This is a genomic window from Actinoplanes lobatus, from assembly GCF_014205215.1.
In the GTDB taxonomy this organism is placed as follows: domain Bacteria; phylum Actinomycetota; class Actinomycetes; order Mycobacteriales; family Micromonosporaceae; genus Actinoplanes; species Actinoplanes lobatus.
This window is the reverse complement of the sequence record NZ_JACHNC010000001.1, coordinates 8,779,300-8,800,880: the sequence shown is the minus strand read 5'-3', so window position 1 is coordinate 8,800,880 and position 21,581 is coordinate 8,779,300. Positions and strand designations below refer to the sequence as shown.

22 protein-coding genes and 1 pseudogene are annotated in these 21,581 nt (G+C 71.1%); 15 read left to right on the top strand and 8 right to left on the bottom strand.

The features are described 5' to 3' along the window. Positions 1 to 20: 20 nt before the first annotated feature. From iolB to BJ964_RS40155, 7 genes are read left to right on the top strand one after another with little or no spacing between them, the layout of a single operon-like run. Positions 21 to 917 carry a 5-deoxy-glucuronate isomerase gene (gene iolB, locus BJ964_RS40185; RefSeq protein WP_188125563.1) on the top strand — a complete coding sequence of 299 codons (897 nt, stop codon included), beginning with the start codon at positions 21 to 23 and terminating at the stop codon, positions 915 to 917. Next, positions 914 to 2,797 carry a 3D-(3,5/4)-trihydroxycyclohexane-1,2-dione acylhydrolase (decyclizing) gene (gene iolD, locus BJ964_RS40180; protein ID WP_188125562.1) on the top strand — a complete coding sequence of 628 codons (1,884 nt, stop codon included), beginning with the start codon at positions 914 to 916 and terminating at the stop codon, positions 2,795 to 2,797. Before iolB ends, iolD begins: the two co-directional genes overlap by 4 nt. 2 nt (positions 2,798 to 2,799) lie before the next feature. Continuing rightward, on the top strand, positions 2,800 to 4,293 hold the full coding sequence (locus BJ964_RS40175) for a CoA-acylating methylmalonate-semialdehyde dehydrogenase (RefSeq protein ID WP_188125561.1): 1,494 nt from the start codon (positions 2,800 to 2,802) through the stop codon (positions 4,291 to 4,293). A gap of 5 nt (positions 4,294 to 4,298) precedes the next feature. Then, the gene (locus BJ964_RS40170) at positions 4,299 to 5,138 is read left to right on the top strand and encodes a sugar phosphate isomerase/epimerase family protein (RefSeq protein WP_229807431.1); all 840 of its coding nucleotides are present in this window, start codon (positions 4,299 to 4,301) and stop codon (positions 5,136 to 5,138) included. After that, positions 5,135 to 6,076, top strand: a complete 942-nt coding sequence (locus tag BJ964_RS40165; RefSeq protein WP_188125559.1) for a sugar ABC transporter substrate-binding protein — start codon at positions 5,135 to 5,137, stop codon at positions 6,074 to 6,076. The genes BJ964_RS40170 and BJ964_RS40165 overlap by 4 nt, the downstream gene beginning before the upstream one ends. After that, the gene (locus BJ964_RS40160) at positions 6,073 to 7,062 is read left to right on the top strand and encodes an ABC transporter permease (protein ID WP_188125558.1); all 990 of its coding nucleotides are present in this window, start codon (positions 6,073 to 6,075) and stop codon (positions 7,060 to 7,062) included. The genes BJ964_RS40165 and BJ964_RS40160 overlap by 4 nt, the downstream gene beginning before the upstream one ends. Beyond that, positions 7,059 to 7,826, top strand: coding sequence for an ATP-binding cassette domain-containing protein (locus tag BJ964_RS40155; RefSeq protein WP_188125557.1), 768 nt, complete (start codon positions 7,059 to 7,061; stop codon positions 7,824 to 7,826). Before BJ964_RS40160 ends, BJ964_RS40155 begins: the two co-directional genes overlap by 4 nt. A gap of 115 nt (positions 7,827 to 7,941) precedes the next feature. Here the strand turns inward: BJ964_RS40155 and BJ964_RS40150 are convergent, their stop codons facing one another. Further along, a complete protein-coding gene (locus tag BJ964_RS40150) occupies positions 7,942 to 9,948 on the bottom strand; it encodes a LysM peptidoglycan-binding domain-containing protein (protein ID WP_188125556.1) in 2,007 nt (668 codons plus the stop codon). 170 nt (positions 9,949 to 10,118) lie between these two features. Continuing rightward, a complete protein-coding gene (locus BJ964_RS40145) occupies positions 10,119 to 10,712 on the bottom strand; it encodes a TetR/AcrR family transcriptional regulator (RefSeq protein ID WP_188125555.1) in 594 nt (197 codons plus the stop codon). Positions 10,713 to 10,766: 54 nt separating this feature from the next. Here BJ964_RS40145 and paaN point away from each other — a divergent pair, with 54 nt between their 5' ends. The 7 genes and pseudogenes from paaN (at position 10,767) to BJ964_RS40110 (ending at position 16,837) form a co-directional block, all read left to right on the top strand. Further along, complete coding sequence (gene paaN / locus BJ964_RS40140; RefSeq protein WP_188125554.1) at positions 10,767 to 12,422, top strand: phenylacetic acid degradation protein PaaN; 1,656 nt, start codon at positions 10,767 to 10,769, stop codon at positions 12,420 to 12,422. Beyond that, a pseudogene (gene paaA / locus BJ964_RS40135) lies at positions 12,419 to 13,333 on the top strand (1,2-phenylacetyl-CoA epoxidase subunit PaaA); the annotation flags it as partial. The gene paaN and the pseudogene paaA, both read left to right, overlap by 4 nt. A 152-nt stretch (positions 13,334 to 13,485) precedes the next feature. Further along, complete coding sequence (gene paaB, locus BJ964_RS40130) at positions 13,486 to 13,773, top strand: 1,2-phenylacetyl-CoA epoxidase subunit PaaB (protein WP_183218505.1); 288 nt, start codon at positions 13,486 to 13,488, stop codon at positions 13,771 to 13,773. Between the two features lie 10 nt (positions 13,774 to 13,783). Next, a complete protein-coding gene (gene paaC, locus BJ964_RS40125) occupies positions 13,784 to 14,737 on the top strand; it encodes a 1,2-phenylacetyl-CoA epoxidase subunit PaaC (RefSeq protein ID WP_188125552.1) in 954 nt (317 codons plus the stop codon). Further along, complete coding sequence (gene paaD / locus BJ964_RS40120) at positions 14,734 to 15,228, top strand: 1,2-phenylacetyl-CoA epoxidase subunit PaaD (RefSeq protein WP_268248047.1); 495 nt, start codon at positions 14,734 to 14,736, stop codon at positions 15,226 to 15,228. Before paaC ends, paaD begins: the two co-directional genes overlap by 4 nt. Position 15,229: 1 nt before the next feature. Beyond that, entirely contained in the window at positions 15,230 to 16,276 is a 1,047-nt protein-coding gene (paaE, locus tag BJ964_RS40115) for a 1,2-phenylacetyl-CoA epoxidase subunit PaaE (RefSeq protein ID WP_188125551.1), read from the top strand. Between the two features lie 42 nt (positions 16,277 to 16,318). Next, positions 16,319 to 16,837, top strand: a complete 519-nt coding sequence (locus BJ964_RS40110; RefSeq protein ID WP_188125550.1) for a GNAT family N-acetyltransferase — start codon at positions 16,319 to 16,321, stop codon at positions 16,835 to 16,837. A 318-nt stretch (positions 16,838 to 17,155) separates the two neighbouring features. Here the strand turns inward: BJ964_RS40110 and BJ964_RS40105 are convergent, their stop codons facing one another. From BJ964_RS40105 to BJ964_RS40080, 6 genes are all read right to left on the bottom strand, one after another. Further along, positions 17,156 to 17,632 (bottom strand): hypothetical protein, encoded by a 477-nt coding sequence (locus tag BJ964_RS40105; protein WP_188125549.1) that lies wholly within the window; start codon positions 17,630 to 17,632, stop codon positions 17,156 to 17,158. Between the two features lie 44 nt (positions 17,633 to 17,676). Further along, positions 17,677 to 18,279 carry a class I SAM-dependent methyltransferase gene (locus BJ964_RS40100; RefSeq protein ID WP_188125548.1) on the bottom strand — a complete coding sequence of 201 codons (603 nt, stop codon included), beginning with the start codon at positions 18,277 to 18,279 and terminating at the stop codon, positions 17,677 to 17,679. Positions 18,280 to 18,322: 43 nt separating this feature from the next. Next, the gene (locus BJ964_RS40095; protein ID WP_188125547.1) at positions 18,323 to 19,027 is read right to left on the bottom strand and encodes a TIGR03089 family protein; all 705 of its coding nucleotides are present in this window, start codon (positions 19,025 to 19,027) and stop codon (positions 18,323 to 18,325) included. A gap of 63 nt (positions 19,028 to 19,090) precedes the next feature. After that, the gene (locus tag BJ964_RS40090) at positions 19,091 to 19,372 is read right to left on the bottom strand and encodes a peptidoglycan-binding protein (RefSeq protein WP_188125546.1); all 282 of its coding nucleotides are present in this window, start codon (positions 19,370 to 19,372) and stop codon (positions 19,091 to 19,093) included. A 226-nt stretch (positions 19,373 to 19,598) separates the two neighbouring features. Continuing rightward, on the bottom strand, positions 19,599 to 20,132 hold the full coding sequence (locus BJ964_RS40085; RefSeq protein WP_188125545.1) for a DUF732 domain-containing protein: 534 nt from the start codon (positions 20,130 to 20,132) through the stop codon (positions 19,599 to 19,601). Next, complete coding sequence (locus BJ964_RS40080; RefSeq protein ID WP_188125544.1) at positions 20,129 to 20,509, bottom strand: hypothetical protein; 381 nt, start codon at positions 20,507 to 20,509, stop codon at positions 20,129 to 20,131. The genes BJ964_RS40085 and BJ964_RS40080 overlap by 4 nt, the downstream gene beginning before the upstream one ends. A gap of 134 nt (positions 20,510 to 20,643) precedes the next feature. On the opposite strand from BJ964_RS40080, the gene BJ964_RS40075 reads away from it, so the two are divergent. Then, on the top strand, positions 20,644 to 21,522 hold the full coding sequence (locus tag BJ964_RS40075; protein WP_188125543.1) for a S1C family serine protease: 879 nt from the start codon (positions 20,644 to 20,646) through the stop codon (positions 21,520 to 21,522). Positions 21,523 to 21,581 lie beyond the last annotated feature (59 nt).

The following is a 21,581-nucleotide window of genomic DNA, read 5'->3' as shown; positions in this document are numbered from 1 at the left end:
CGTTGGTGGGAGGGGTGCGCATGGCCGACAACGCTCGAGTGAACCCGCTGGTCCCACGGGGCAGTTCCGCGGAGCGGCCGTTCGACGTGTACATCACGCCGGAGAACGCCGGCTGGGAGTACTCCGGCCTGCGGGTGGTGCACCTGCCGGTCGGCGGGCGGGCCCGGTTCGTCACCGGCGACGACGAGATGCTGGTCGTGCCGCTGGCCGGCGGCTGCGACGTGGCCTGCGACGACGAGCGGCTCACCCTGACCGGGCGACGGTCGGTGTTCTCCCGCGTCACCGACTTCGCCTACCTGCCCAGGGACACGGTCGTGACGCTGCGGGCGCCCAACGGCGGGCGGTTCGCGCTGCCGGCTGCGCGGGCCGGGCGCACCCTGCCGTTCCGGTACGGCGCCGCCGAGGACGTGCCGGTGGAACTGCGCGGGGCGGGGCAGGCGAGCCGGCAGGTCAACAACCTGTGCACCCCGGAGTCCTTCGAGACGGACCGGCTGATCGCCTGCGAGGTGCTCACCCCGGGCGGCAACTGGTCGTCGTACCCGCCGCACAAGCACGACGAGCAGAGCGACTGCGAGTCCTCGCTCGAGGAGATCTACTACTTCGAGGTGGCGGCGTCCCCGGCCGGCGGGCACGGCTGCGGCTACCAGCGGGTCTACGGCCACCCGGACCGCCCGATCGACGTGTGCGCCGAGGTGCGCAGCGGGGACGTGGTGCTGATCCCGTACGGCTGGCACGGCCCGTCGATGGCGGCCCCCGGCTACGACCTCTACTACCTCAACGTGATGGCCGGCCCCGGCGAGCGCCGCTGGCTGGTCCGGGACGATCCGGCGCACGGCTGGGTGCGCGGGCGCTGGGTGGCCGAGCCGGTGGACACCCGGCTGCCCCTGACCTCGATCAGAGAGAGAAGGCGTTCGTGAAGCAGCGGCTCACCGTCGGGCAGGCCGTCGTGCGCTTCCTGGCGAACCAGTGGACCGAGCGGGACGGCGTCGAGCAGCGGACGGTCGCCGGCTTCCTCGGCATCTTCGGGCACGGCAACGTCGCCGGGATCGGGCAGGCGCTGTTGCAGGCCCAGCGCACCGGGGCGCCGGACATGCCGTACCGGCTGGCCCGCAACGAGCAGGCGATGGTGCACACCGCGGTCGGGTACGCCCGGATGCGCAACCGCCTGTCGACGATGGCGTGCACCGCGTCGATCGGGCCCGGCTCCACCAACATGCTGACCGGCGCGGCCCTGGCCACCGTCAACCGGCTGCCGGTGCTGCTGCTGCCGTCGGACGTCTTCGCCTCCCGGGCCGCCGCGCCGGTGCTCCAGGAGCTGGAGGTGCCGGCCGCCGGGGACGTGTCGGTCAACGACGCCTTCCGGCCGCTGTCACGGTTCTTCGACCGGATCTGGCGGCCCGAGCAGCTGCCGCAGGCGCTGCTCTCGGCGATGCGGGTGCTGACGGACCCGGCCGAGACCGGCGCGGTCACCCTCTGTCTGCCCCAGGACGTGCAGACCGAGGCGTACGACTACCCGGACGAGCTGTTCGCGAAGCGGGTGTGGCACGTGCCCCGGCAGGCCCCCGATCCGCTGGCCGTGGAGCGGGCGGCGGCCACCATCCGGGGCGCGCACCGGCCGCTGATCGTCGCCGGCGGCGGGGTGATCTACGCGGAGGCGTCGTCCGCGCTGGACCGGTTCGCCCGGGAGACCGGCATCCCGGTGGCCGACACCCAGGCCGGCAAGGGCGCGCTGCCCTGGGACCATCCGAACGCGGTCGGCGGGATCGGGGCGACCGGCAACCCGGTGGCGAACAAGCTGGCCCGCAACGCCGACGTGGTGATCGGCGTCGGCACCCGCTACAGCGACTTCACCACCGCGTCGCGCAGCGCGTTCCAGCATCCCGACGTGCGGTTCGTGAACCTCAACGTGACCGGTTTCGACGCCGGGAAACTGTCCGCGCTGCCGCTGGTCGGCGACGCCCGGGCGGGGCTCAGCGCGCTGCTGCCGGCGCTGCACGGACGGCGCTTCACCGGGGACTTCCGCGACGACGTGGCGGCTTGGCAGGCGGCCGTCGATCACGCGTACCGGGGCCGGGGAACGCAGGGCGACCTGCCCACCCAGGCCGAGGTGATCGGGGTGGTGAACGAGGCGTGCGGAGCACGCGACGTCGTGGTGCAGGCGGCCGGCAGCCTTCCCGGCGACCTGCAACGGCTGTGGCGGGCCCGCGACCCGAAGCAGTACCACGTCGAGTACGGCTACTCCTGCATGGGCTTCGAGATCGCCGGCGCACTCGGGATCAAGCTGGCCGAACCGGGCCGTGAGGTGTATGCGCTGGTCGGCGACGGCTCCTACCTGATGATGGCGCAGGAGATCGCCACCGCGGTCGCCGAGCACCTCAAACTGATCATCATCCTGGTGCAGAACCACGGGTTCGCGTCCATCGGCGGCCTCTCCGAGCAGGTCGGCTCACAGCGGTTCGGCACCGCCTACCGCTACCGCAACCCGCGCAGCGGCGACTACGACGGCGCCCGCCTGCCGGTCGACCTGGCCGCCAACGCGGAGAGCCTGGGCGCCGCGGTGATCCGCTGCCGCACCATCGCCGACCTCGTCGAGGGCCTCAAACAGGCCCGCGAGGCGGACCGGCTGACCGTGCTGCACATCGAGACCGACCCGGAGCCGTCGGCGCCGTCGGCCGAGTCGTGGTGGGAGGTGCCGGTCGCCGAGGTGGCCACCCTGCACAGCACCCGGCACGCCCGTACCGAATATCTGGCCGGCAAACGCGACCAGCGTCACCACCTGCGACCGGGAGGTCTGTAGAGATGGCCACCATCGAGCACTGGATCGGCGGCGCCCACACCGGCGGCGTCTCCACCCGCAGCGCACCGGTCTTCCAGCCGGCCACCGGCCGGCAACAGCACACCGTCCTGCTCGGCGAGCCGGCCGACGTGGACGCCGCCGTGCGGGCGGCGACCACGGCGTTCGCCGAGTGGGGCCAGGCCTCGCTCAGCCAGCGCACCAAGGTCCTGTTCGCCTTCCGCGAGCTGGTCAACGCCCACAGCCGGGAGATCGCCGAGATCGTCTCGGACGAGCACGGCAAGGTGCTCTCCGACGCGGCCGGCGAGGTGCAGCGCGGCCTCGAGGTGATCGAGTTCGCCTGCGGCATCCCGCAGCTGCTCAAGGGCGGCTACTCCGACCAGGCGTCGGCCGGCGTCGACGTGTTCAGCTTCCGCGAGCCGCTCGGCGTGGTCGCCGGGATCACCCCGTTCAACTTCCCGGCCATGGTGCCGATGTGGATGCACCCGATCGCCATCGCCTGCGGCAACACGTTCGTTCTCAAACCGAGCGAGCGTGACCCGTCGTCGGCCGGGTTCGTGGCGCGATTGTGGCAGCGTGCCGGCCTTCCCGACGGCGTCTTCAACGTGGTGCACGGCGACAAGGCCGCGGTGGACGCGATCCTCGACCATCCCGGCATCGCCGCCGTCTCGTTCGTCGGATCCACTCCGATCGCCCGCTACATCCATCAGCGCGCGACGGCTGCCGGCAAGCGGGTGCAGGCCCTGGGCGGCGCCAAGAACCACGCCGTCATCCTGCCCGACGCCGACCTCGACTTCGCCGCGGAACACCTGGTGGCGTCGGCTTTCGGGTCGGCCGGCGAGCGGTGCATGGCGATCTCCGCGGCGGTGCTGGTCGGCGACTCCGACCGCCTGGTCGACCTCGTCGCCGCCCGGGCCGCCGAGGTCAAGGTCGGTCCGGGCCGGGATCCGGCCAGCGAGATGGGGCCGGTCATCACGGCCGCCGCCAAGGAACGGATCGAAAACCTGATCACGGTGGGGGAGCGGCAGGGCGCGACGGTCGCGGCCGACGGGCGGGGCCTCAAGATTCCGGGGTACGAGGACGGCTTCTTCGTCGGTCCCACGGTGATCGACCGGGTGACCCCGGCGATGGACGTGTACACCGAGGAGATCTTCGGCCCGGTGCTCTCGGTGGTCCGGTCAGCCGACGTCGACCAGGCCATTTCCATGATCAACAGCAATCCGTACGGCAACGGCACCGCGGTCTTCACCAACAGTGGCGAGGCCGCCCGCCGGTTCCAGCGGGGTGTCCACGTCGGCATGATCGGCGTCAACGTGCCGATCCCGGTGCCGATGGCCTACTACTCGTTCGGCGGCTGGAAGGACTCGCTGTTCGGGCAGAGTCACATCTACGGCCCGGACGGCGTCGACTTCTGCACCCGCGCCAAGGTCGTCACCCAGCGATGGCCCGCGACCAGCGCGTTCTCCGAGGCGTCGCTGCACTTCCCGACCGCCCGGTGACCGGCGTGCTGCGACTCGGCAGCGGCCCCGGTGGTCCCCGGGTCCCCTGGCGCCGCCTCCTCGACGAACTGGCCGCCGCCGGCTACCACTGGCTGGAACTCGGCCCGTACGGCTACCTCCCGCCCGACCCGAACCTGCTCCTCGACGAACTGGCCGCCCGTGACCTGCACGTCTGCGCCGGAACGGTGACCGGCGTCGGCGGCCCGCACGGCGACTTCACGGCGGTGCTCGCCGAAACCCGCCGGGTGGCCGAACTGACCCGTGCCCTGGGCGCCTCCGACGTGGTGTTCGTGCCGTCGCCGGGGTACCGCGACGACCGTACCGGCGGCTACCTGGAGGCCAACGAACTCGGCGAGGGCCAGTGGCGGGCGCTGCTGGCCAACACCGGACTGCTCGGCCGGGTCCTCGCCGACGAGTACGGGCTCACCCTGCACTTCCAGCCGCACGCCGACTACCAGGTCGCCAACGAGAAGCAGGTGCGCCGCCTGCTGGACGGCACCGACCCGCGTTACGTGTCGCTCTGCCTGGACACCGGCCACCTCACCTACCGCCGGGCCGACGTGCTGGAACTCATCGCCCGCCACCCGGACCGCATCGGCTGTGTCCACCTGCGGCAGGTCGACCCGGCGCTCGCGGCCCGCGCCGACGCCGAGGACCTGACCTACGGCCAGGCCCTCGCGATGGGCCTGAGCGTCACCCCGCCGGCCGGCGTCCCGGAGCTTCCCACCCTGCTGGCCGCCCTCACCGGCCTCGGCACCGACCTGTTCGTCGTGGCCCTCGACGTCCCGTCGCCGTTCGCGCGGCGCACCCACGATCACCTGACATCACTCGGAGGCTTCATATGACCAGACGTGTCCTCGCCGCCGGCGCCGCGGCGATACTCCTGCTCGGCGCGTGCAGCGGCGGCGGCCGGGAGGAGCCCGAGGCGGATGCCGCGACCGGCTACACGATCGCGTTCATCACCCACGAGACGCCGGGCGACACGTTCTGGGACAAGGTGCGCTCCGGCGCCCAGCAGGCGGCCGCCGACCAGAAGGTCGACCTCAAGTACTCCAACGACCCGGACGCCGGCAGGCAGGCGGTGCTGATCCAGCAGGCGGTCGACTCGAAGGTGCAGGGCATCGCCACCACCCTGGTCACGCCGGACGCGCTGGCCGGATCGGTGAAGGCGGCGACCGCGGCCGGGATCCCGGTGGTCGGCCTGAACGCGGGCATCGACCAGTACAAGCGACTCGGCGCGCTGATGTACTTCGGCTCGGACGAGACGGTCGCCGGAACCAGCCTGGGCGAGCGGATCGCCGCGGCCGGCGCCAAGCACCCGCTCTGCGTCATCCACCAGACCGGGTCGGTGGCCCTCGAAGCACGCTGCGCGGGCGTCAAGTCCGCCGTCCCCGGGACCGAGAACCTCCAGGTCAACGGTGCCGACGACGCGGCCGTCACGTCGACGTTGCAGGCCAAGCTGGCCCAGGACAAGACCATCGACTACGTGGTCACCCTGGGCGCGCCGATCGCGCTCGACGCCATCAAAGCAGGGGGTACGGCGAAGCTGGTCACCTTCGACCTGAACCAGGAGACCGCCCAGCTGATCAAGGACGGGAAGATCGAGTTCGCCATCGACCAGCAGCCCTACGTGCAGGGCTACCTGGCGGTCACGTCGCTCTACCTCTACCTGAAGAACGGCAACGACATCGGCGGCGGGCGGCCCGTGCTGACCGGCCCGTCGTTCGTGGACCAGTCCAACATCGACACGATCCTGCCGTACACCCAGAAGAACACCCGGTGAGGCGGGCGGTGCGCCCCGAGGTGGGCGCGCTGGTGGCGGCCGCGGTCATCTTCGTCTTCTTCCTGGCCGTGGCCCCGGCGTTCCGGTCGGCGGACGCGTTCGTCACGGTGCTCTACCAGTCGTCGACGATCGGGATCGTCGCGGTGGCCGTCGGGATGTTGATGATCGGCGGCGAGTTCGACCTGTCCGCCGGGGTCATCGTGACCTCGGCCGGGCTGGTCAACTCGATGTTCTGCTGGTATTTCGGGATCAACCTGTGGGTTGGCGCGATCCTGTCGCTGGTGTTCTGCCTCGCCGTCGGGTTCCTCAACGGCTACCTGGTGATGCGTACCGGGATCCCCAGCTTCCTCATCACGCTGGGCACCTTCTTCGTGTTGCAGGGCGCGAACCTGGGCGTCACCAAGCTCGTCACCGGCTCGGTGTCCAGCACCGACGTGAGCCGCATCGACGGGTACGACTCGCTCGGCGCGATCTTCGCGTCCAGTTTCGAGATCGGTTCGGTCGTGGTCTGGGGCACGGTGGTGTGGTGGATCCTGTTCGTGGCGGTCGCGAGCTGGATCCTGCGGCGTACCCGTGGCGGGAACTGGATCTACGCGGTCGGTGGGGCGGCCGACAGCGCCCGTGCGGTCGGGGTGCCCGTCGTCCGTACCAAAATCGGTCTATTTCTTGCCGTGTCGTTTCTCGGCTGGTTCGTCGGGATGCACAACCTGTACCGGTTCAACACGTTGCAAGCCGGCGGCGGGGTCGGCAACGAGTTCCTCTACATCATCGCGGCGGTGGTCGGCGGCACCCTGCTGACCGGCGGGTTCGGCAACGCGGCCGGGGTGGCGATCGGCGCGTTCATCTTCGGCATGACCAGCCTCGGCATCGTCTACGCGGGCTGGGACCCGAACTGGTTCCGGGCCTTCCTCGGCGTGATGCTGCTGCTCGCCGTCCTGGTCAACCTCTACGTCCGCAAACTGGCCACGAGGGAGGCGCGCGCATGATCGAGATGACCGGGGTCGGGAAGTCCTACGGCCCGATCCGTGCCCTGCGCGACATCGACCTGCGGGTCAACGCCGGCGAGGTGACCTGCGTGCTCGGCGACAACGGCGCCGGCAAGTCCACCCTCATCAAGATCATGTCGGGGTTGCATCCGCACAGCTCCGGTGTTCTGGAAGTCGACGGGCGGGAGACCGTCTTCACCTCCCCACGACAGGCCCTCGACCTCGGCATCGCCACCGTCTACCAGGACCTGGCCGTGGTCCCGCTGATGGAGGTGTGGCGCAACTTCTTCCTCGGCTCCGAGCTGACCGGCGGCCGGTACCCGCTCGCCGGGCTGCGGATCCGGGACATGCGCCGGATCGCCGACGAGGAACTGCGCAAGATGGGCATCACCGTGGCCGACATCGATCAGCCGATCGGCACCCTCTCCGGCGGGCAGCGGCAGTGCGTGGCGATCGCCCGCGCCGTCTACTTCGGTGCACGCGTGCTGATCCTGGACGAGCCGACCGCGGCGCTCGGGGTGCGGCAGTCCGGGGTGGTGCTGCGATATGTGGCGGCGGCCCGGGACCAGGGCATCGGCGTCGTCTTCATCACCCACAACCCGCATCACGCGTACCTGGTCGGGGATCACTTCGTGGTGCTGAAGCTGGGTGCCATGGTGCTGGACGCGCGGCGCGGGACGGTCACCCTGGAACGGCTGACCGCCGAGATGGCCGGGGGCGCCGAGCTCGCCGAGCTGGCCGAGCAGCTGCGACGGCCGGCGTGACCCTCCTGCTGGCGGCGTCCTCCGCGGTCGTCGGCAAATCCGGCGCGGAGCACGCCGCCGGCGGCCGGACCGGGCAGCACGTGCCTGATGCTGCCCGGTGCCGGTGGCCGTCCTCCTAACTGTTGGGCAGGACCAGCACCTGGCCCGGGAAGATCCGGTCCGGGTCCGGGACGACGTCGCGGTTGAGGTTCCAGATGTCACGCCACCGGTTCTCGTTGTGCAGCTTCTCGCGGGCGATCTTCGACAGCGAGTCGCCGGGCTTGACCGTGTAGAGCTTCGGGATCGGGCCGGTCGGCTGCGCCGGCGGCAGGAACAGCACCCGGCCGGGGAAGATCCGGTTCGGGTTCTGGATCGTCGCCCGGTTCAGCACGAAGATCTCCGGCCAGCGGGCCTCGTTGCCCAACTGCTCCCGCGCGATCTTCGCGAGACTGTCGCCCGGCCGCACCCGGTACGTGCGCGGCTGCTCGCCACCCGGCAGCACGCCGGCCAGGCGCAGCAGGTCGGCCAGCTCGAAGTGGCCGGGCTTCTGCGACGGCAGGGTGGGCCGCCAGCCGGACGTCCGCAGGTACGAGTCGTCGCTGCGCAGCGCGAGGCCGATCAGCACCTCGGCGACGATGGTGCTGCCGACCGGGCCCAGGTGGGCGCCCTCGTGCAGGGCCTTCGCCTCGGCCAGGACGTAGTACCAGAGCGGCGTACGGGTCAGGAACTCGCTGTCGTCCAGCACCGCCCGCTGGGCGTCGCTGCCCGCGGCGGCCCGGATCTGGTCCTTGGTCAGCTCCTCCACATCGATCAGGTGGGCGATCGCCTGGCCGGTGGGCAGCCGCAGCCGGTAGCCGCGCAGCAGGTTGCGGACCGCGAGCCGGCTGGCGTCGGCCGGCACCTGCGGTGTGCCGTCGATGTTCTTCAGGTTGAACAGGGCGCCGCCGCCACGGTTCAGGCCGAACGCGGCCAGCTTCGTGTCGATCTTGCGGGTCTTCATCACCTGGTCGCCGGAGCCGATGATGTTCTCCCACTCGATGATCCAGTTCTCCGGCAGCGTCTCCGCCGGGCCGAGCCGGATCTCCTCACCGAGCTGCCCGCTCAGCGCCGTGAAGACGAACAACAGGTCCAGACTGCCCGGCGGCTGGGTGTTGACGCGGAAGTTGGAGTTGAAGTTGTAGACGCCCCGGACCATCGAGTGCCCGAACCGGTAAGCGGCCACCGCGAACTCCAGCGGCATGTAGAACGGCGCGGCGTACGGGTTGTACCACCTGTTGCCGTGGGTGAGGATGCCCTGCACGATCTCCTTGTCGGCGACCTTCTTGAGGAAGTCCTCGATCACGATGTACTGGTAGTGCTGGCGCAGCGTGCGACGGGCCTCGCCATAGGACAGACCCTGGTCGACAAGCACGTTGTGCGCCTTGAGGAACGCCACGTGCAGCTGCGAGATGATGGTGTTCTCGTCGTTGCGCGGGTCGCCGATCAGGGCCGCCCGGTCGTGCTTCTTGTCCGTGGGGTTGCGCCCCTCCCGGTGCACGTCGTTGTCGTCGCCCTTGCCCTTGGGCCGGGCGGCCGGCGGCGGGTTCGGGTTCGGCGGGTTCTGCAACGGGATCTTGTGCACCTTGCCGACCCGCAGCTTGTCGGAGTCGTCCGGGTCGAACTGCTGCGGCGGGCTGTACAGACTGTCCAGGTCCAGGGTGGCCGAACGCTGGTTGCGCAGCACCCGGTGCATCTCCTCGAGGGTGAGCGGCATCATGCCGTCGTCGAGGAGCACCTCCATCTTGGCCGAACCCAGACCGCGCTTCTCGTCCTCGATCTCCAGGGTGATGTCGTGGTCGATGAACTGGCCGAGGTAGGTGTAGGCGGCCGGGATCGGGCTGTTGTCGTCCCGGTTCTCCGCCTCGGTGTCGTCCAGCATCGTCGCGCCGAGCCGCTTCAGCTGGGCGTTCGTGCTCGGCGACTGTGGCAGCAGGTTCGCCTCGTCCTCCTGCAGCATCGGGAAGAGCAGGTCGAACGGTTGGGTGCTGACCGGCGGCGCCAGCGCGAACGCCAACGGCGACTTGGCGGCGAATTCGGCGAGTTCGGTCTTCGCCTGGTCGATGTCCCCGTCGGTGATGGGTTGCCCGTGTCCGAGACGCGGCATGGTGGGTCCTCTTTTCCGAGGTGGCGAAAATGGCCGCGCGACGACGTGGACCGGCGCGGCCTCGACCGGTCTATATCGGCCGGTGTCTCTCAGCGGCCACGATAGGCAGCGGCACCCGGAAGTGAAGACAGATTGGTGACACAGCGCGACGCTGTTGTTGGCAAATAGTGTCAAGCGCGGTGCCGCAGGCCGTCGAAGGCCAGATCGGCGACCGTGTCGGCAATGGACTCCGGAGCGCCCCGGTCCGGTCTGTACCACTCGATCAGCGAGTTCACCATGCCGAACAGCAGGCGGGCCGCCGTCGCCGGATCCACATCGGCCCGCACCCCACCCTCGGCCTGTGCCTGTTTCACCAGGTCGGTGACGATCCGGTCGAACTCCCGGCGGCGCGACAGGGCGTGCTGCTCGGCCGCCGTGTTACCCCGGACCCGCAACAACAGGGTGACGAACTCCAGGCGGTCGGCCAGGACCAGCACGCTGCGCCGGATCAGATCCTTCAGGCGTACGGTCGCCGCGCTCTCCTCTCGCAGAGCCGCCTCGGCCGCCTCGAACAGCCCGTCCAGCGCCCGGTCGACAGCCATCGTGAGCAACTGCTCCTTGCCGCTGACGTGGTGGTATAGCGTCGACTTGGTGATGCCCAGCGACTCGGCGACGTCGAACATGCTGGTGGCGTCGTAACCACGGGTGTTGAACAGCCGCACGGCGGCGGCCAGCACCGCGTCCTGATCATGCCCCGGACGGCCGCGGCGCCGGCTCTTCTCCACGGGGTTGAATCTAGCCCCTTGATTTACCGACCGATCGGGCGGTTAATGGAGGGCATGACGAGTCCCGCTGAGCTCTACACCACCCACCGCGAGCTGCTGGACCGCGCGGTCACCGCGACCGCGGCCCGTGACTACTGGTCGGCCTATCCCGAGTCGCCCAGCAAGTCGGTCTACGGCGAGGAGGCCGCGCCCACCGGCGACCGGGCCTTCACCAGCCTGCTCGGCCAGCCCTTCCCCCTCGACGTGCCCGGCGCCGTGGGCAGCGTGTCCACCGAGCGCTCTCCCTATGGCATCGAGCTGGGGATCAGCTATCCCAAAGCCGACCCGCTCGCCCTGATCGCCGCCGCCCGGGCCGCCACCCCCGGCTGGCGCGCGGCCGGCCCCACCGGCCGGGCCGGTGTCGCCGCCGAGATCCTCAGCCGCCTGCACTCCCGCGTCTTCGAGCTGGCCCACGCCGTGCAGCACACCACCGGCCAGGCGTTCGTGATGGCCTTCCAGGCCGGCGGCACCCACGCCCTCGACCGCGGGCTGGAGGCCGTGGCGTGCGCGCTCACCGCCACTACCCGGCTGCCGTCCGAGTCCCGCTGGACCAAGGGTCAGCTCGAGCTGGCCAAGACCGCCACCGTCACCGGCCGCGGCGTCGGCCTGGTCATCGGCTGCACCACCTTCCCGACGTGGAACGGGTTCCCCGGCCTCTTCGCCAGCCTCGTCACCGGCAACCCGGTGATCGTCAAACCACACCCCGGCGCGGTCCTGCCGCTCGCCATCACCGTCCAGGTCTGCCGCGAGGTCCTCGCCGAGGCCGGGCTCAACCCCGACGTGGTGACACTCGCCGCCGAGGAGCCGGGCGACGGCGTCGCCGCGACCCTGGCCACCCACCCCGACGTGCGGATCGTCGACTTCACCGGCTCCAGCGAGTTCGGCGACTGGCTGGAGGCGAACGCCCGGCAGGCCGTCGTCTACACCGAGAAGGCCGGGCTCAACACCGTCGTCCTCGACTCCACCGCCGACTACCAGGGCCTGCTGCGCAACCTGGCGTTCTCCCTCTCTCTGTACAGCGGCCAGATGTGCACCACCCCGCAGAACCTGCTGATCTCCCGCGACGGCATCGACACCGACGCCGGCCACCGCGACGTCGAGGAGTTCGCCGCCGACCTGGGCGCCGCCCTCGACAAGTTGCTCGGCGACCCGCGCCGGGCCACCGGCACACTCGGGGCCATCGTCAACGACGGGGTGTTCGCCCGCCTCACCGAGGCGGGCGCAGGCGCGGGCGTCGTGCACCCGTCCACCGCGATCGCCGACGAGCAGTTCCCCGGCGCGACCATCCGGACGCCACTGGTGTCCCGGCTCGACGCGGCCGACGAGAAGACCTACACCCGGGAGTGGTTCGGGCCGGTCTCGTTCCTGATCACCACCGACTCGACCGAGCACAGCCTGCGGATCTTCACCGAGACCGTCCGGGCCCACGGCGCCCTCAGCGCGCTCGTGCACTCCACCTCGCCCGCCGTGCTGGAGTCGGCCCGGGAGGCCGCGCTCGACGCCGGGGTGCACCTCTCGGAAAACCTGACCGGCGGCGTGTTCGTCAACCAGACGGCCGCGTTCAGCGACCTGCACGGCACCGGGGCGAACCCGGCGGCCACCGCCTCGCTGACCGACGACTGGTTCGTGGCCGGCCGCTTCTTCACCCTCCAGTCCCGGCGGCCGGTGTGACCTCCTTCGACTCGGTTCCCGCCCGGTTTGACGAGGCCATCGCGCGCGATCAGCGGATCGAGCCGGCCGACGACATGCCGGAGGGCTACCGGCGCACGATGGTGCGGCAGATCGCCCAGCACGCGCACTCCGAGATCATCGGCATGCAGCCCGAAGGGGAGTGGATCACCCGGGCGCCCACCCTGCGGCGCAAGGCGATCCTGCTGGCCAAGGTGCAGGACGAGGCGGGCCACGGGCTCTACCTCTACTCGGCGGCGGAGACCCTGGGCGCCGACCGTGGAGACCTGACCCGGCGGCTCATCGAAGGCCGCCAGAAATACTCGTCGATCTTCAACTACCCGACCCGGTCGTTCGCCGACATCGGGGTGATCGGCTGGCTCGTCGACGGGGCGGCCATCTGCAACCAGGTGCCGCTCTGCCGCAGCTCGTACGGGCCTTACGCCCGCGCCATGATCCGCATCTGCAAGGAGGAGTCCTTCCATCAGAGGCAGGGATACGAGCTGCTCATGACGATGATGCGGGGCACACCGGCCCAGCGGGAGATGGTGCAGGACGCCGTCGACCGCTGGTGGTGGCCGTCGCTGATGATGTTCGGCCCGCCGGACGCCGACTCACCCAACACGGCCCAGTCGATGGCCTGGAAGATCAAGCGGCACACCAACGACGAGCTGCGGCAACGGTTCGTCGACATGACCGTGCCGCAGGCTGAGGCGCTCGGCGTCACACTGCCCGACCCCGACTTGCGGTGGAACGCCGAGCGCGGCCGCCACGACTTCGGCCAGCCGGACTGGGACGAGTTGCGGCGCGTCATCTCCGGTGACGGGCCCATGAACGCGCAACGGCTGCGGCGGCGGCGCGAGGCCGACGAGGACGGGGCATGGGTCCGTGAGGCGGCGACCGCGCACGCGGCTGCCTCCTTGGCGGCCGCTACCTCGCCGGCCTCTTCCGTGGCCGCTTCCTTGCCGGCGGCTTCTTCCGTGGCCGCTTCCTCGCTGGCGGCTTCTTCCGTGGCCGCTTCCTCGCCGGCGGCCTCTTCCGCGGCTTCGATCTTGGAGGAGGGGCGATGACCAGGCACGAGTGGCCGCTGTTCGAGGTGTTCGTGCGGGCCAAGCGCGGGCTCAACCACGTGCACGTGGGGTCGCTGCGGGCGGCCGATCACGAGATGGCGCTGCACCACGCCCGCGATCTCTACACCCGGCGCAACGAGGGCGTCAGCATCTGGGTCGTGCGGTCGGACGCGGTCGCCGCCAGCGACCCGGCCGACAAGGAGGCGTTCTTCACGCCGAGCTCCGACAAGGTGTACCGGCATCCCACCCACTACGCCATCCCCGACAACGTTCCGCACATCTGAGAGCCCGGACATGGCCTTCGACGACGCTTACCACGCGCTCACCGACCACGACGACGATGCCCGATGGGCGTACGGGACCGGCTTCACCGACCCGCTCGCCGGGGTGCCCGGCGACCTGCCGGACGGGGTGGACCGGACCGAGCTCGCCGCGTACTGCCTGATGCTCGGCGACGACGCGCTCATCCTGTCGCACCGTCTCCAGCAGTGGGTGACCCGCTCTCCCGAACTGGAGGACGAACTGGCGCTCGCCAACATCGGCCTCGACCTGCTCGGCCAGGCCCGGCTGCTGCTCACCCGGGCCGGCGTGGCCGAGGGCTGGGGCCGCGACGAGGACGACCTGGCGATGCGGCGCGACCCCTCCGGCTTCCGCAACGTCTGCCTCGCCGAACGCGCCGACGCCGACTTCGCCCACCTGGTGGCCCGGCTGTTCGCACTGTCCACGTGGCGGCTCGCGCTGCTCGACCGGCTGACCGCCTCCCGGGACCCGATGCTCGCGGCGATCGCCGCCAAGGGGGTCAAGGAGGTCACCTACCACCGCGACTACGCGGCCCAGTGGGTGGTCCGGCTGGGCGACGGCACCCCGCTTTCCCACGACCGGATGCTGGCCGCGGTCGAAACCCTGACCCCGCAGCTGGCCGAGCTGTTCCGCTCACACCCCACCGAGATCGGGCTCGCTTCGGTGGGGGTCGCCGTGGACCCGGCCACCCTGGAAGCCGAGTTCACCCAGGTCTGGACCCACGTCCTCCAGACCGCGACCCTCCTCCCACCCACGGCCTCCCTTGGGGGCGGGGCCGCGCCGTCTCTTGCATGCGACCCGGCCGCTGAGGTGAGCGGTGTGCCGGCGGGCATCGAGCAGGAGCGTGCACGGCCGTGGGGGCGGGACGGGGAGCACACGCCTGCGCTCGCCGAGATCCTGGATGAGATGCAAGGGGTGGCGCGATCGGTGCCCGGAGGTGTGTGGTGACCGGCACCGCGGCCGAGGTGGTCGGAGCCGTCACCGATCCGGAGCTGCCGATGATCACGCTCGCCGAGCTGGGAGTGATCCGTGAGGTGCGGCAGGGCGAGGGTGGCGTGCTGGTGACGATCACGCCCACCTATTCGGGATGCCCGGCCATGGAGAGCATTCGGGCGGACATCCGGACCGCACTCCGGCGGGCCGGATTCGGGCGGGCGGAGGTGCGTACCGTGATCGCTCCTCCATGGACCACCGACTGGATCAGCGAATCCGGGCGGCGCAAGCTCGCCGAGGCGGGCATCGCCCCGCCGGGGGCGGCACCCGTCCGAGCGACTGGACCGATTCCGATCAGCCTGAGCCCGCGGCCGACCGCGGTCGCCTGCCCACGCTGTGGGCACACCGACACCGAGACGCTCGCCGCGTTCGGCGCTACCGCCTGCCGTGAGCTGCGGCGATGCCCGGCCTGCCGGGAACCCTTCGAGCACATGCGGGAGATCTGAGATGGGCGCACTCGGATTCCACCCGCTGCGGGTCGCGGCCGTCGACCGGCTCTGCGACGACGCGGTCGCGGTCACCTTCGACGTGCCCGACGGGCTGGGGGAGCGGTTCCGGTTCCGGCCGGGGCAGTCCCTCACCGTTCATCACGGGGGTGAGCGGCGGACGTACTCGATCTGTGCACCCGCGGGCGCCGCACCGCGCATCGGGGTGCGTGAGGTGCCCGGCGGTCTCGTCTCGGCGTGGATCGTCCACCAGCTGCGGCCCGGCGACCTGGTCGAGGTCGCGCCACCGACCGGCACCTTCACCCCGGATCTGGAGGCCGGCGGGCGGCACGTGCTGATCGGCGCCGGATCCGGCATCACCCCGCTGCTGTCGATCGCGGCGTCGCTGCTGCGGCAACCGGACACCGAGGTCAGCCTGCTCTACGGCAACCGGCGTGCGGACACGGTGATGTTCGCCGAAGAGCTCGCCGACCTGAAGGACCTCCATCCGGACCGGCTGGAACTCGTACACGTCCTCTCCCGGGAGCCACGGGAGACCGAGCTGTTCAGCGGCCGCCTCGACGCCGACCGGCTCCGGGCACTGCTGCCCGAGCTGATCGACGTGCCGGCGGTCGGGCACTGGTGGTTGTGCGGGCCATTCGGCATGGTCACCGACGCGATCGAGGTGCTCAGCGAGTCGGGGGTGCCCTCCTCGCGGATCCACCGGGAGCTGTTCTGGGTCGATGAGGCGCCACCCGCACCGGTCCGCTCCGAGGACACGGCCCGGGGGCCGAGCCGCGAGGTCACCGTGATTCTGGACGGGCGGTCCACGACGGTCGCCGTGCCCGAGGGTGTCACGCTGCTCGAAGGGGCGCAGGCGTCCCGGCCGGATCTGCCGTTCGCCTGCAAGGGCGGGGTGTGCGGCACCTGCCGGGCCCGGGTCACCGACGGCGAGGTGACGATGCGGCGCAACTTCGCGCTGGAGGAGACGGAGGTCGCGGACGGGTTTGTGCTCACCTGCCAGAGCCTCGCCGAGTCACCGAAGGTGGTGATCGACTTCGATCAGTGAAATCGATTTCGGCAGGTGCACCGGGCCGGGCAGAATCACCGGATGCGAATCAGGGCGGCCCGGACCGGCGATCTCACCCGGTTGCAGGACATCGAGCGGGCGGCCGGGGAACCGTTCCGCGCCATCGGCATGACGGAGATCGCCGACGACGACCCGCCGTCGCTCGACCTGCTCGCGGAATATGTCGAGGCCGACCGCGCCTGGGTGGCCGCCCTCACCGGCGGCGATGACGTGCCGGTCGCCTACCTGATCGCCGACCTGGTCGACGGCAACCTGCACATCGAGCAGGTGTCCGTGGATCCCGCCCACGCGCGGCAGGGCATCGGGCGGCGGCTGATCGAGCACGCCGCCGACTACGCGCGGGGCGCCGGCATTCCGGCGCTGACACTGACCACCTTCGTGGATGTTCCGTGGAACGCGCCGTACTACCGGCGTTGCGGTTTCGTCGACCTGGACGGCGGCGCGCTCACCGATGGCCTCCGCGCGGTCCGCGACCACGAGGCGGCCATCGGCCTGGACCGCTGGCCCCGCGTCTGCATGCGCCGGGACCTCACCAGCTGAGCGCGGCGCTGCGGCTCGCCGTGCCCGCGCGTTCGGCGGGCCCGCGCCTTGGTGAGGGGAAGGCCGGGCATTGCGGCTCGCCGTGCCGCGCCCTTGGTGAGGGGAAGGCCGGGCTTTGTGGCTCGCCGTGCCCGCGCCCTTGGTGAGGGGAAGGCCGGGCTTTGTGGCTCGCCGTGCCCGCGCCCTTGGTGAGGGGAAGGCCGGGCTTTGTGGCTCGCCGTGCCCGCGCCCTGGAGAGAGGAAGGCCGGGCACCGCGGCTCCTGGCGATACGGGCTCGGCATGATGAGGTGTCGACCATCGGGACCCGTGAACGGCGATTAGTCGAGTAGGTCGTAACGGTCCAAAGCATCGGGCGTCCTGTGATGACGGCTCAACCCGACGGTGTCGAACTCGTCCAGGCCGGCGTCCGGGCGTACGCCCAAAGCGCGAAGCGCGCCGTTGATGTTCTCGACCGACGGAACCCGCGCGCCGTCGAGGAAAGCGCACGCCCACTGATCGCCGACGCCGCCGAAGTAGTCGGTCATGATCACGGCGAACGACGCCGGGTCCCGGCCGGTGACCGATGCGGCCAGATCGGCCAGCACGGCCTCCCGGGGGAAGATCGACGGAAGATCATCGGGTACGTCGAGGAGCGCCCCGACCCGGCGAAGACGCTGCTGGTAGGAAGCGTAGGCGGGACTGATGTGGACCAGCCGCAGACCGTGACCGAGAGGCAGCCCCTCGACGTCCCATTCCCGGGCCGCGGCCTCGTCGAACGGCTCGGCGACCACCAGCGCCGTGATGTCGTGTCCCACGCGCGGGACGCTAACAGCAGCGTCCCGCGACCTCGGAACCGGATTCAGGCCGGCAACTGGGCGAGCACGAAGATCTGGCTCTCCGCCGGACCGCCGGGCGGGACGAACTCGACCGTCTCGATGCTGACCACGGTGAAACCGTGCGCCTCGACGACCGCGGCCAGGTCGTCCTGCAGGTAGCCGGAGACGGTGACCTGCACGCCCAGGAACTCGAACGGAAGACTGTCACCGTCGAAGTTGACCATGCCGATGGCCAGGTAGCCGCCCGGTTTCAGCCAGCCGGCGATGCGGTCGAGGGTCTTCTCGATCCGCTCCTTGGAGAGCATGAGCAGCGAGAAGAACGCGGTCGCCGCCTCGAACCGGCCGAAGTCGGCGGGCAGTTCGGCGAAGTCGGCGTGCACGAACTCGGCGGCCGGCACCTGCTCGCGGGCCAGCCGCAGCATGCCCTCGGAGATGTCCACACCGACCACCTTGTGATCGGATTCGGTCAGCAGTTTGGCGGTGGGCACACCCGTACCGCAGCCCAGATCGAGCACCGCGGCACCGGCCGGCAGTAGATCGCCGAGCCGCTGGACGAGCGCGTTCTGGACGGGATTATGGCTGTGCTCACCCTGATACTTCTCAGCGAGTTGATCGAAAACCTCCATGCGCGGACCGTACGGCAGCCGCATCCAATGTGGAAGCCGACCATCAGAGGAAACGGGTGATTCCTTCGGACGTGATCCGGTCGTCCCACCGGGACCGGTCCATGTTGCTGCACAGCACGATCGACGCCCCGGCGGTCAGCGGCGCCATCAGCCAGATCAGCGGCTCCTCGCAGGCCGCCGTGTCGACCAGCACCCGATCCCCGGCCACGATCCCGCGCGCTCCGGCCACGGCGGCCGCGGCCGCACCGTACTCCCCGAAGGTCGTGCCGTCGACCGTCGCCGCCTCACCCACCGCGACCCCGCCCGAGGGTGGCGGCGTGCCCAGATGGGCCCGCGCCGCGGGCGGGAAGTCGCGATAGCCGAGCGGAACATCCGGGCTCGGCGCGCCGCCGGGCGCCAGGCCGAGCACGAACTGGTACGGCGCGGGCGGCACATCCTCCAGCCAGCTGCCGACCCGGCGCCGCTCCACGAACGTCACGTCCAGAGCCGGACCGGTGTCCGGGTCCAGCCCGGCCGCTCCCCACCCGCGGAACGACACCTCGATCCCGGCCGCCCACGCCCCGAGCAGCACGGCCGCGGTCTGCCAGTGCGGCGGCAGCAGCACCCCGGCCCGGCTGCCGCGGCGCAGCCCGCACTCCCCGCCGAGCAGCGCGGCCGTCGCCGCGACCCAGACGCCCAGCTCGGCGGCGGTCAGCCCGGTACGCTCGCCGGTCGCGTCGTCGTAGTAGGTGATCAACTGATCGCTCATCGCGCCTCACCCTAGCCACGCCGGAACCGCACCGGCATCACCCGTTGGAGGCCCGCAGCCGGGTCAGGCGGCCCGGATCCTGGACAGTTCGCGCGCCTCCGCGGCGTACCGGCTGAGGAGATGGACCGTCCGCGGGCCCGCCTCGCCGTCGGCCGGAAGGCCGGTCCGAATCTGGAAATAACGGACTGCTTCCGCCAACTGGGCATCGTCCGGTGCGATCCGGACACCCAGGTCGGCGAAGAGGGCACGCAGCACCTCCGGATCGGCCGGCGGGACCGGCTCGTTCCAGCCGATCAGACCGCCGACCGCGCTGCCGACCACGCTGAGCATTCCTCGTGCTGACATCGTGACCTCCCGATGCGTCGTGATGAACCCAGCATCTCGGCGGGACCTGTGCCGAACATCTGCCTGCCGTCTCCAGAAGCTGTGCGCGGCTACGACTTTCGGCCGATCCACCCGTGAGAGGTAACGCGTCGTGCGCTGATCGGAAGCGGGCGACGATCAGCGCACGATCCGGGCCCGGCGGTCGCGGCCGGTCCGAGCCTGGCCCGGACTCGGTCGTCCGGTGATCCTAGGACTGGCAGAGATTCTTTCGGGCCAGCGTCACGAGACGCCGGGCGTCCGCTGTTTCCAGACCGAATTCGGTCAGTTCGGCGGCCACCTCGGCGCGATCGTTGCCGGCCGCCAGGGAGGAACACGCCTGGCCGCCCAATTCGGTGATCTCCTCGGCGCGCCGGTCTATCGCCACGGCGGGCAGTTCGCCGCGCACCGCGTCGAGGAACTCGCCGCCGGTCACCGCCTGGGCCCCGCCGTCAGTCACGGGCGCGAGGCCGGTCACAGCGCCCGGGCTGCCCGGCGCGGCCACCGGGCCGGTCGGGCCGATTCCGGTCCCCGCGCTGCCCACCGCGGCCACCGGGCCGGTCACGCTGGGTGTCGCGCCGATCGGCTGCGGATCTTTCCATTCCGGTACGGGTGAAGCGCCCACACAGCCCGAAAGGAACGGCACGACCGCCAGGACCACGAGCCCGGCCCTGCCCAGCCCGCCGCGTCCCACTACGCTCCGTCGCCGCAGTGGGCCGGCCGGCTTGTCGGCGAGGTTGCTCATCGGGCCTCCTGGAGGCCGGCCGGCCGGGGACCGCGCAGTGCCGCCGCGGGCTCGCTGATGGTCGGCCCGAAAGGCCGTCGCTCCACCGACGGCCGCGGGCGCCCGATCCGGCCGCCTGTGAACTTCTTGAAAGAAGCCTCGGAACTGTGCGAAACCGCAACGCCGGCGGTCGACGATTCCGGCCGGCCGGGCCGGTCCGCAAGAACGTCGCTGAGCTGCGCCACCGGGGCCGGCCGGACGCGTACGGCGACGGCGACGGGCGGTGCGGCCGTCGTCTCCGAGGTCGATCCGCCGGGCCGGACCGCGATGGCCGAGCGCGCCGGGGCCACCGTCGGCGGAGCGGGTGGGGCGCTCGGGGGAAGGTTGGGGAGCAGCATCCGGCCGACCCTAGACATCCGCGGCGCACATGCGAGCCGCCGCGCCGGGGCTACCCGGAAGGGCTACCGGGCGTACAGCGAAGTCACAGACGGCTCACCGGCTCGAAACAAGATCGGAGCGGAACCTCGAGGGCATGACCGACCTGCTGAGCCGCCCCGCCCTGGACGACCGGACCCGCGACGCCGGCGAGCGTGTCGCCTACGACCTTCCGCCGACGGGTCTCCCGCCGGTGATGTGGAACGCGCCCAAGGACCCCCGCTGGAAGCGCCGGATCGCGGGCGGCGCGGCGATCCTGGCCCTGATCGCCGGTGGGGGTGGCGGCGGCGCGTTCCTCGCCGGGCACTACCTGATCGACGGCGGCACGCCGGCCTCCGCCGCGGCCGCCACGATCACCGAGACCGGGGATCTGGCGCCGATCGTGGCGAAGGTACAGCCGAGCGTCGTGACCGTGCTCGTCGACAGCGCCCGCTCGTCGTCGCTGGGCTCGGGCGTGGCACTCAGTGCGGACGGCCTGATCCTGACCAACAACCACGTGGTCGCGGCGGACGGCACGGTCAGCGTGCGCCTGTCCACCGGGCAGACCGTTCCGGCGCGGGTGATCGCCACCGACGCCACCCACGACCTGGCCCTGGTCCAGGCGACCGGCCTGTCCGGTCTCACCCCGGTCACCTTCGCCACCGACGACAGTGTGGCGGTCGGCGACACGGTGCTGGCCTTCGGCGCCCCGCTCGGCCTGGAGGGAACCGTCACGTCGGGCATCGTCTCGGCCCTCGACCGCAGCGTCGACACCGGCGGCGAGAAGCTCACCGGCCTGCTGCAGACCGATGCCGCGATCAACCAGGGCAACTCCGGCGGTGCGCTGGTCGACACGTCCGGCCGGGTGGTCGGCATCAACGTCGCGATCGCCACCTCCGGTGAGAGCACCGGCAGCGTGGGCCTCGGCTTCGCCATCCCGGCCGACACCGTCACCGCCGTGGTGGCGCAGCTCCAGACGCAGGCCCAGGCCCGCTGACCCCCCGCTGGACGGTCGCGCTTCGGTTGAGCCGTTCGGTCGTTGGAGGGGTTGGGCTG

Coding starts and splice junctions, on each gene's coding strand:
- iolB (WP_188125563.1), top strand. CDS start 21: ATGGCCGACAACGCTCGAGTGAACCCGCTGGTCCCACGGGGCAGTTCC.
- BJ964_RS40175 (WP_188125561.1), top strand. CDS start 2,800: ATGGCCACCATCGAGCACTGGATCGGCGGCGCCCACACCGGCGGCGTC.
- BJ964_RS40165 (WP_188125559.1), top strand. CDS start 5,135: ATGACCAGACGTGTCCTCGCCGCCGGCGCCGCGGCGATACTCCTGCTC.
- BJ964_RS40155 (WP_188125557.1), top strand. CDS start 7,059: ATGATCGAGATGACCGGGGTCGGGAAGTCCTACGGCCCGATCCGTGCC.
- BJ964_RS40150 (WP_188125556.1), bottom strand. CDS start 9,948: ATGCCGCGTCTCGGACACGGGCAACCCATCACCGACGGGGACATCGAC.
- paaN (WP_188125554.1), top strand. CDS start 10,767: ATGACGAGTCCCGCTGAGCTCTACACCACCCACCGCGAGCTGCTGGAC.
- paaB (WP_183218505.1), top strand. CDS start 13,486: ATGACCAGGCACGAGTGGCCGCTGTTCGAGGTGTTCGTGCGGGCCAAG.
- paaC (WP_188125552.1), top strand. CDS start 13,784: ATGGCCTTCGACGACGCTTACCACGCGCTCACCGACCACGACGACGAT.
- paaE (WP_188125551.1), top strand. CDS start 15,230: ATGGGCGCACTCGGATTCCACCCGCTGCGGGTCGCGGCCGTCGACCGG.
- BJ964_RS40110 (WP_188125550.1), top strand. CDS start 16,319: ATGCGAATCAGGGCGGCCCGGACCGGCGATCTCACCCGGTTGCAGGAC.
- BJ964_RS40100 (WP_188125548.1), bottom strand. CDS start 18,279: ATGGAGGTTTTCGATCAACTCGCTGAGAAGTATCAGGGTGAGCACAGC.
- BJ964_RS40095 (WP_188125547.1), bottom strand. CDS start 19,027: ATGAGCGATCAGTTGATCACCTACTACGACGACGCGACCGGCGAGCGT.
- BJ964_RS40090 (WP_188125546.1), bottom strand. CDS start 19,372: ATGTCAGCACGAGGAATGCTCAGCGTGGTCGGCAGCGCGGTCGGCGGT.
- BJ964_RS40085 (WP_188125545.1), bottom strand. CDS start 20,132: ATGAGCAACCTCGCCGACAAGCCGGCCGGCCCACTGCGGCGACGGAGC.
- BJ964_RS40080 (WP_188125544.1), bottom strand. CDS start 20,509: ATGCTGCTCCCCAACCTTCCCCCGAGCGCCCCACCCGCTCCGCCGACG.
- BJ964_RS40075 (WP_188125543.1), top strand. CDS start 20,644: ATGACCGACCTGCTGAGCCGCCCCGCCCTGGACGACCGGACCCGCGAC.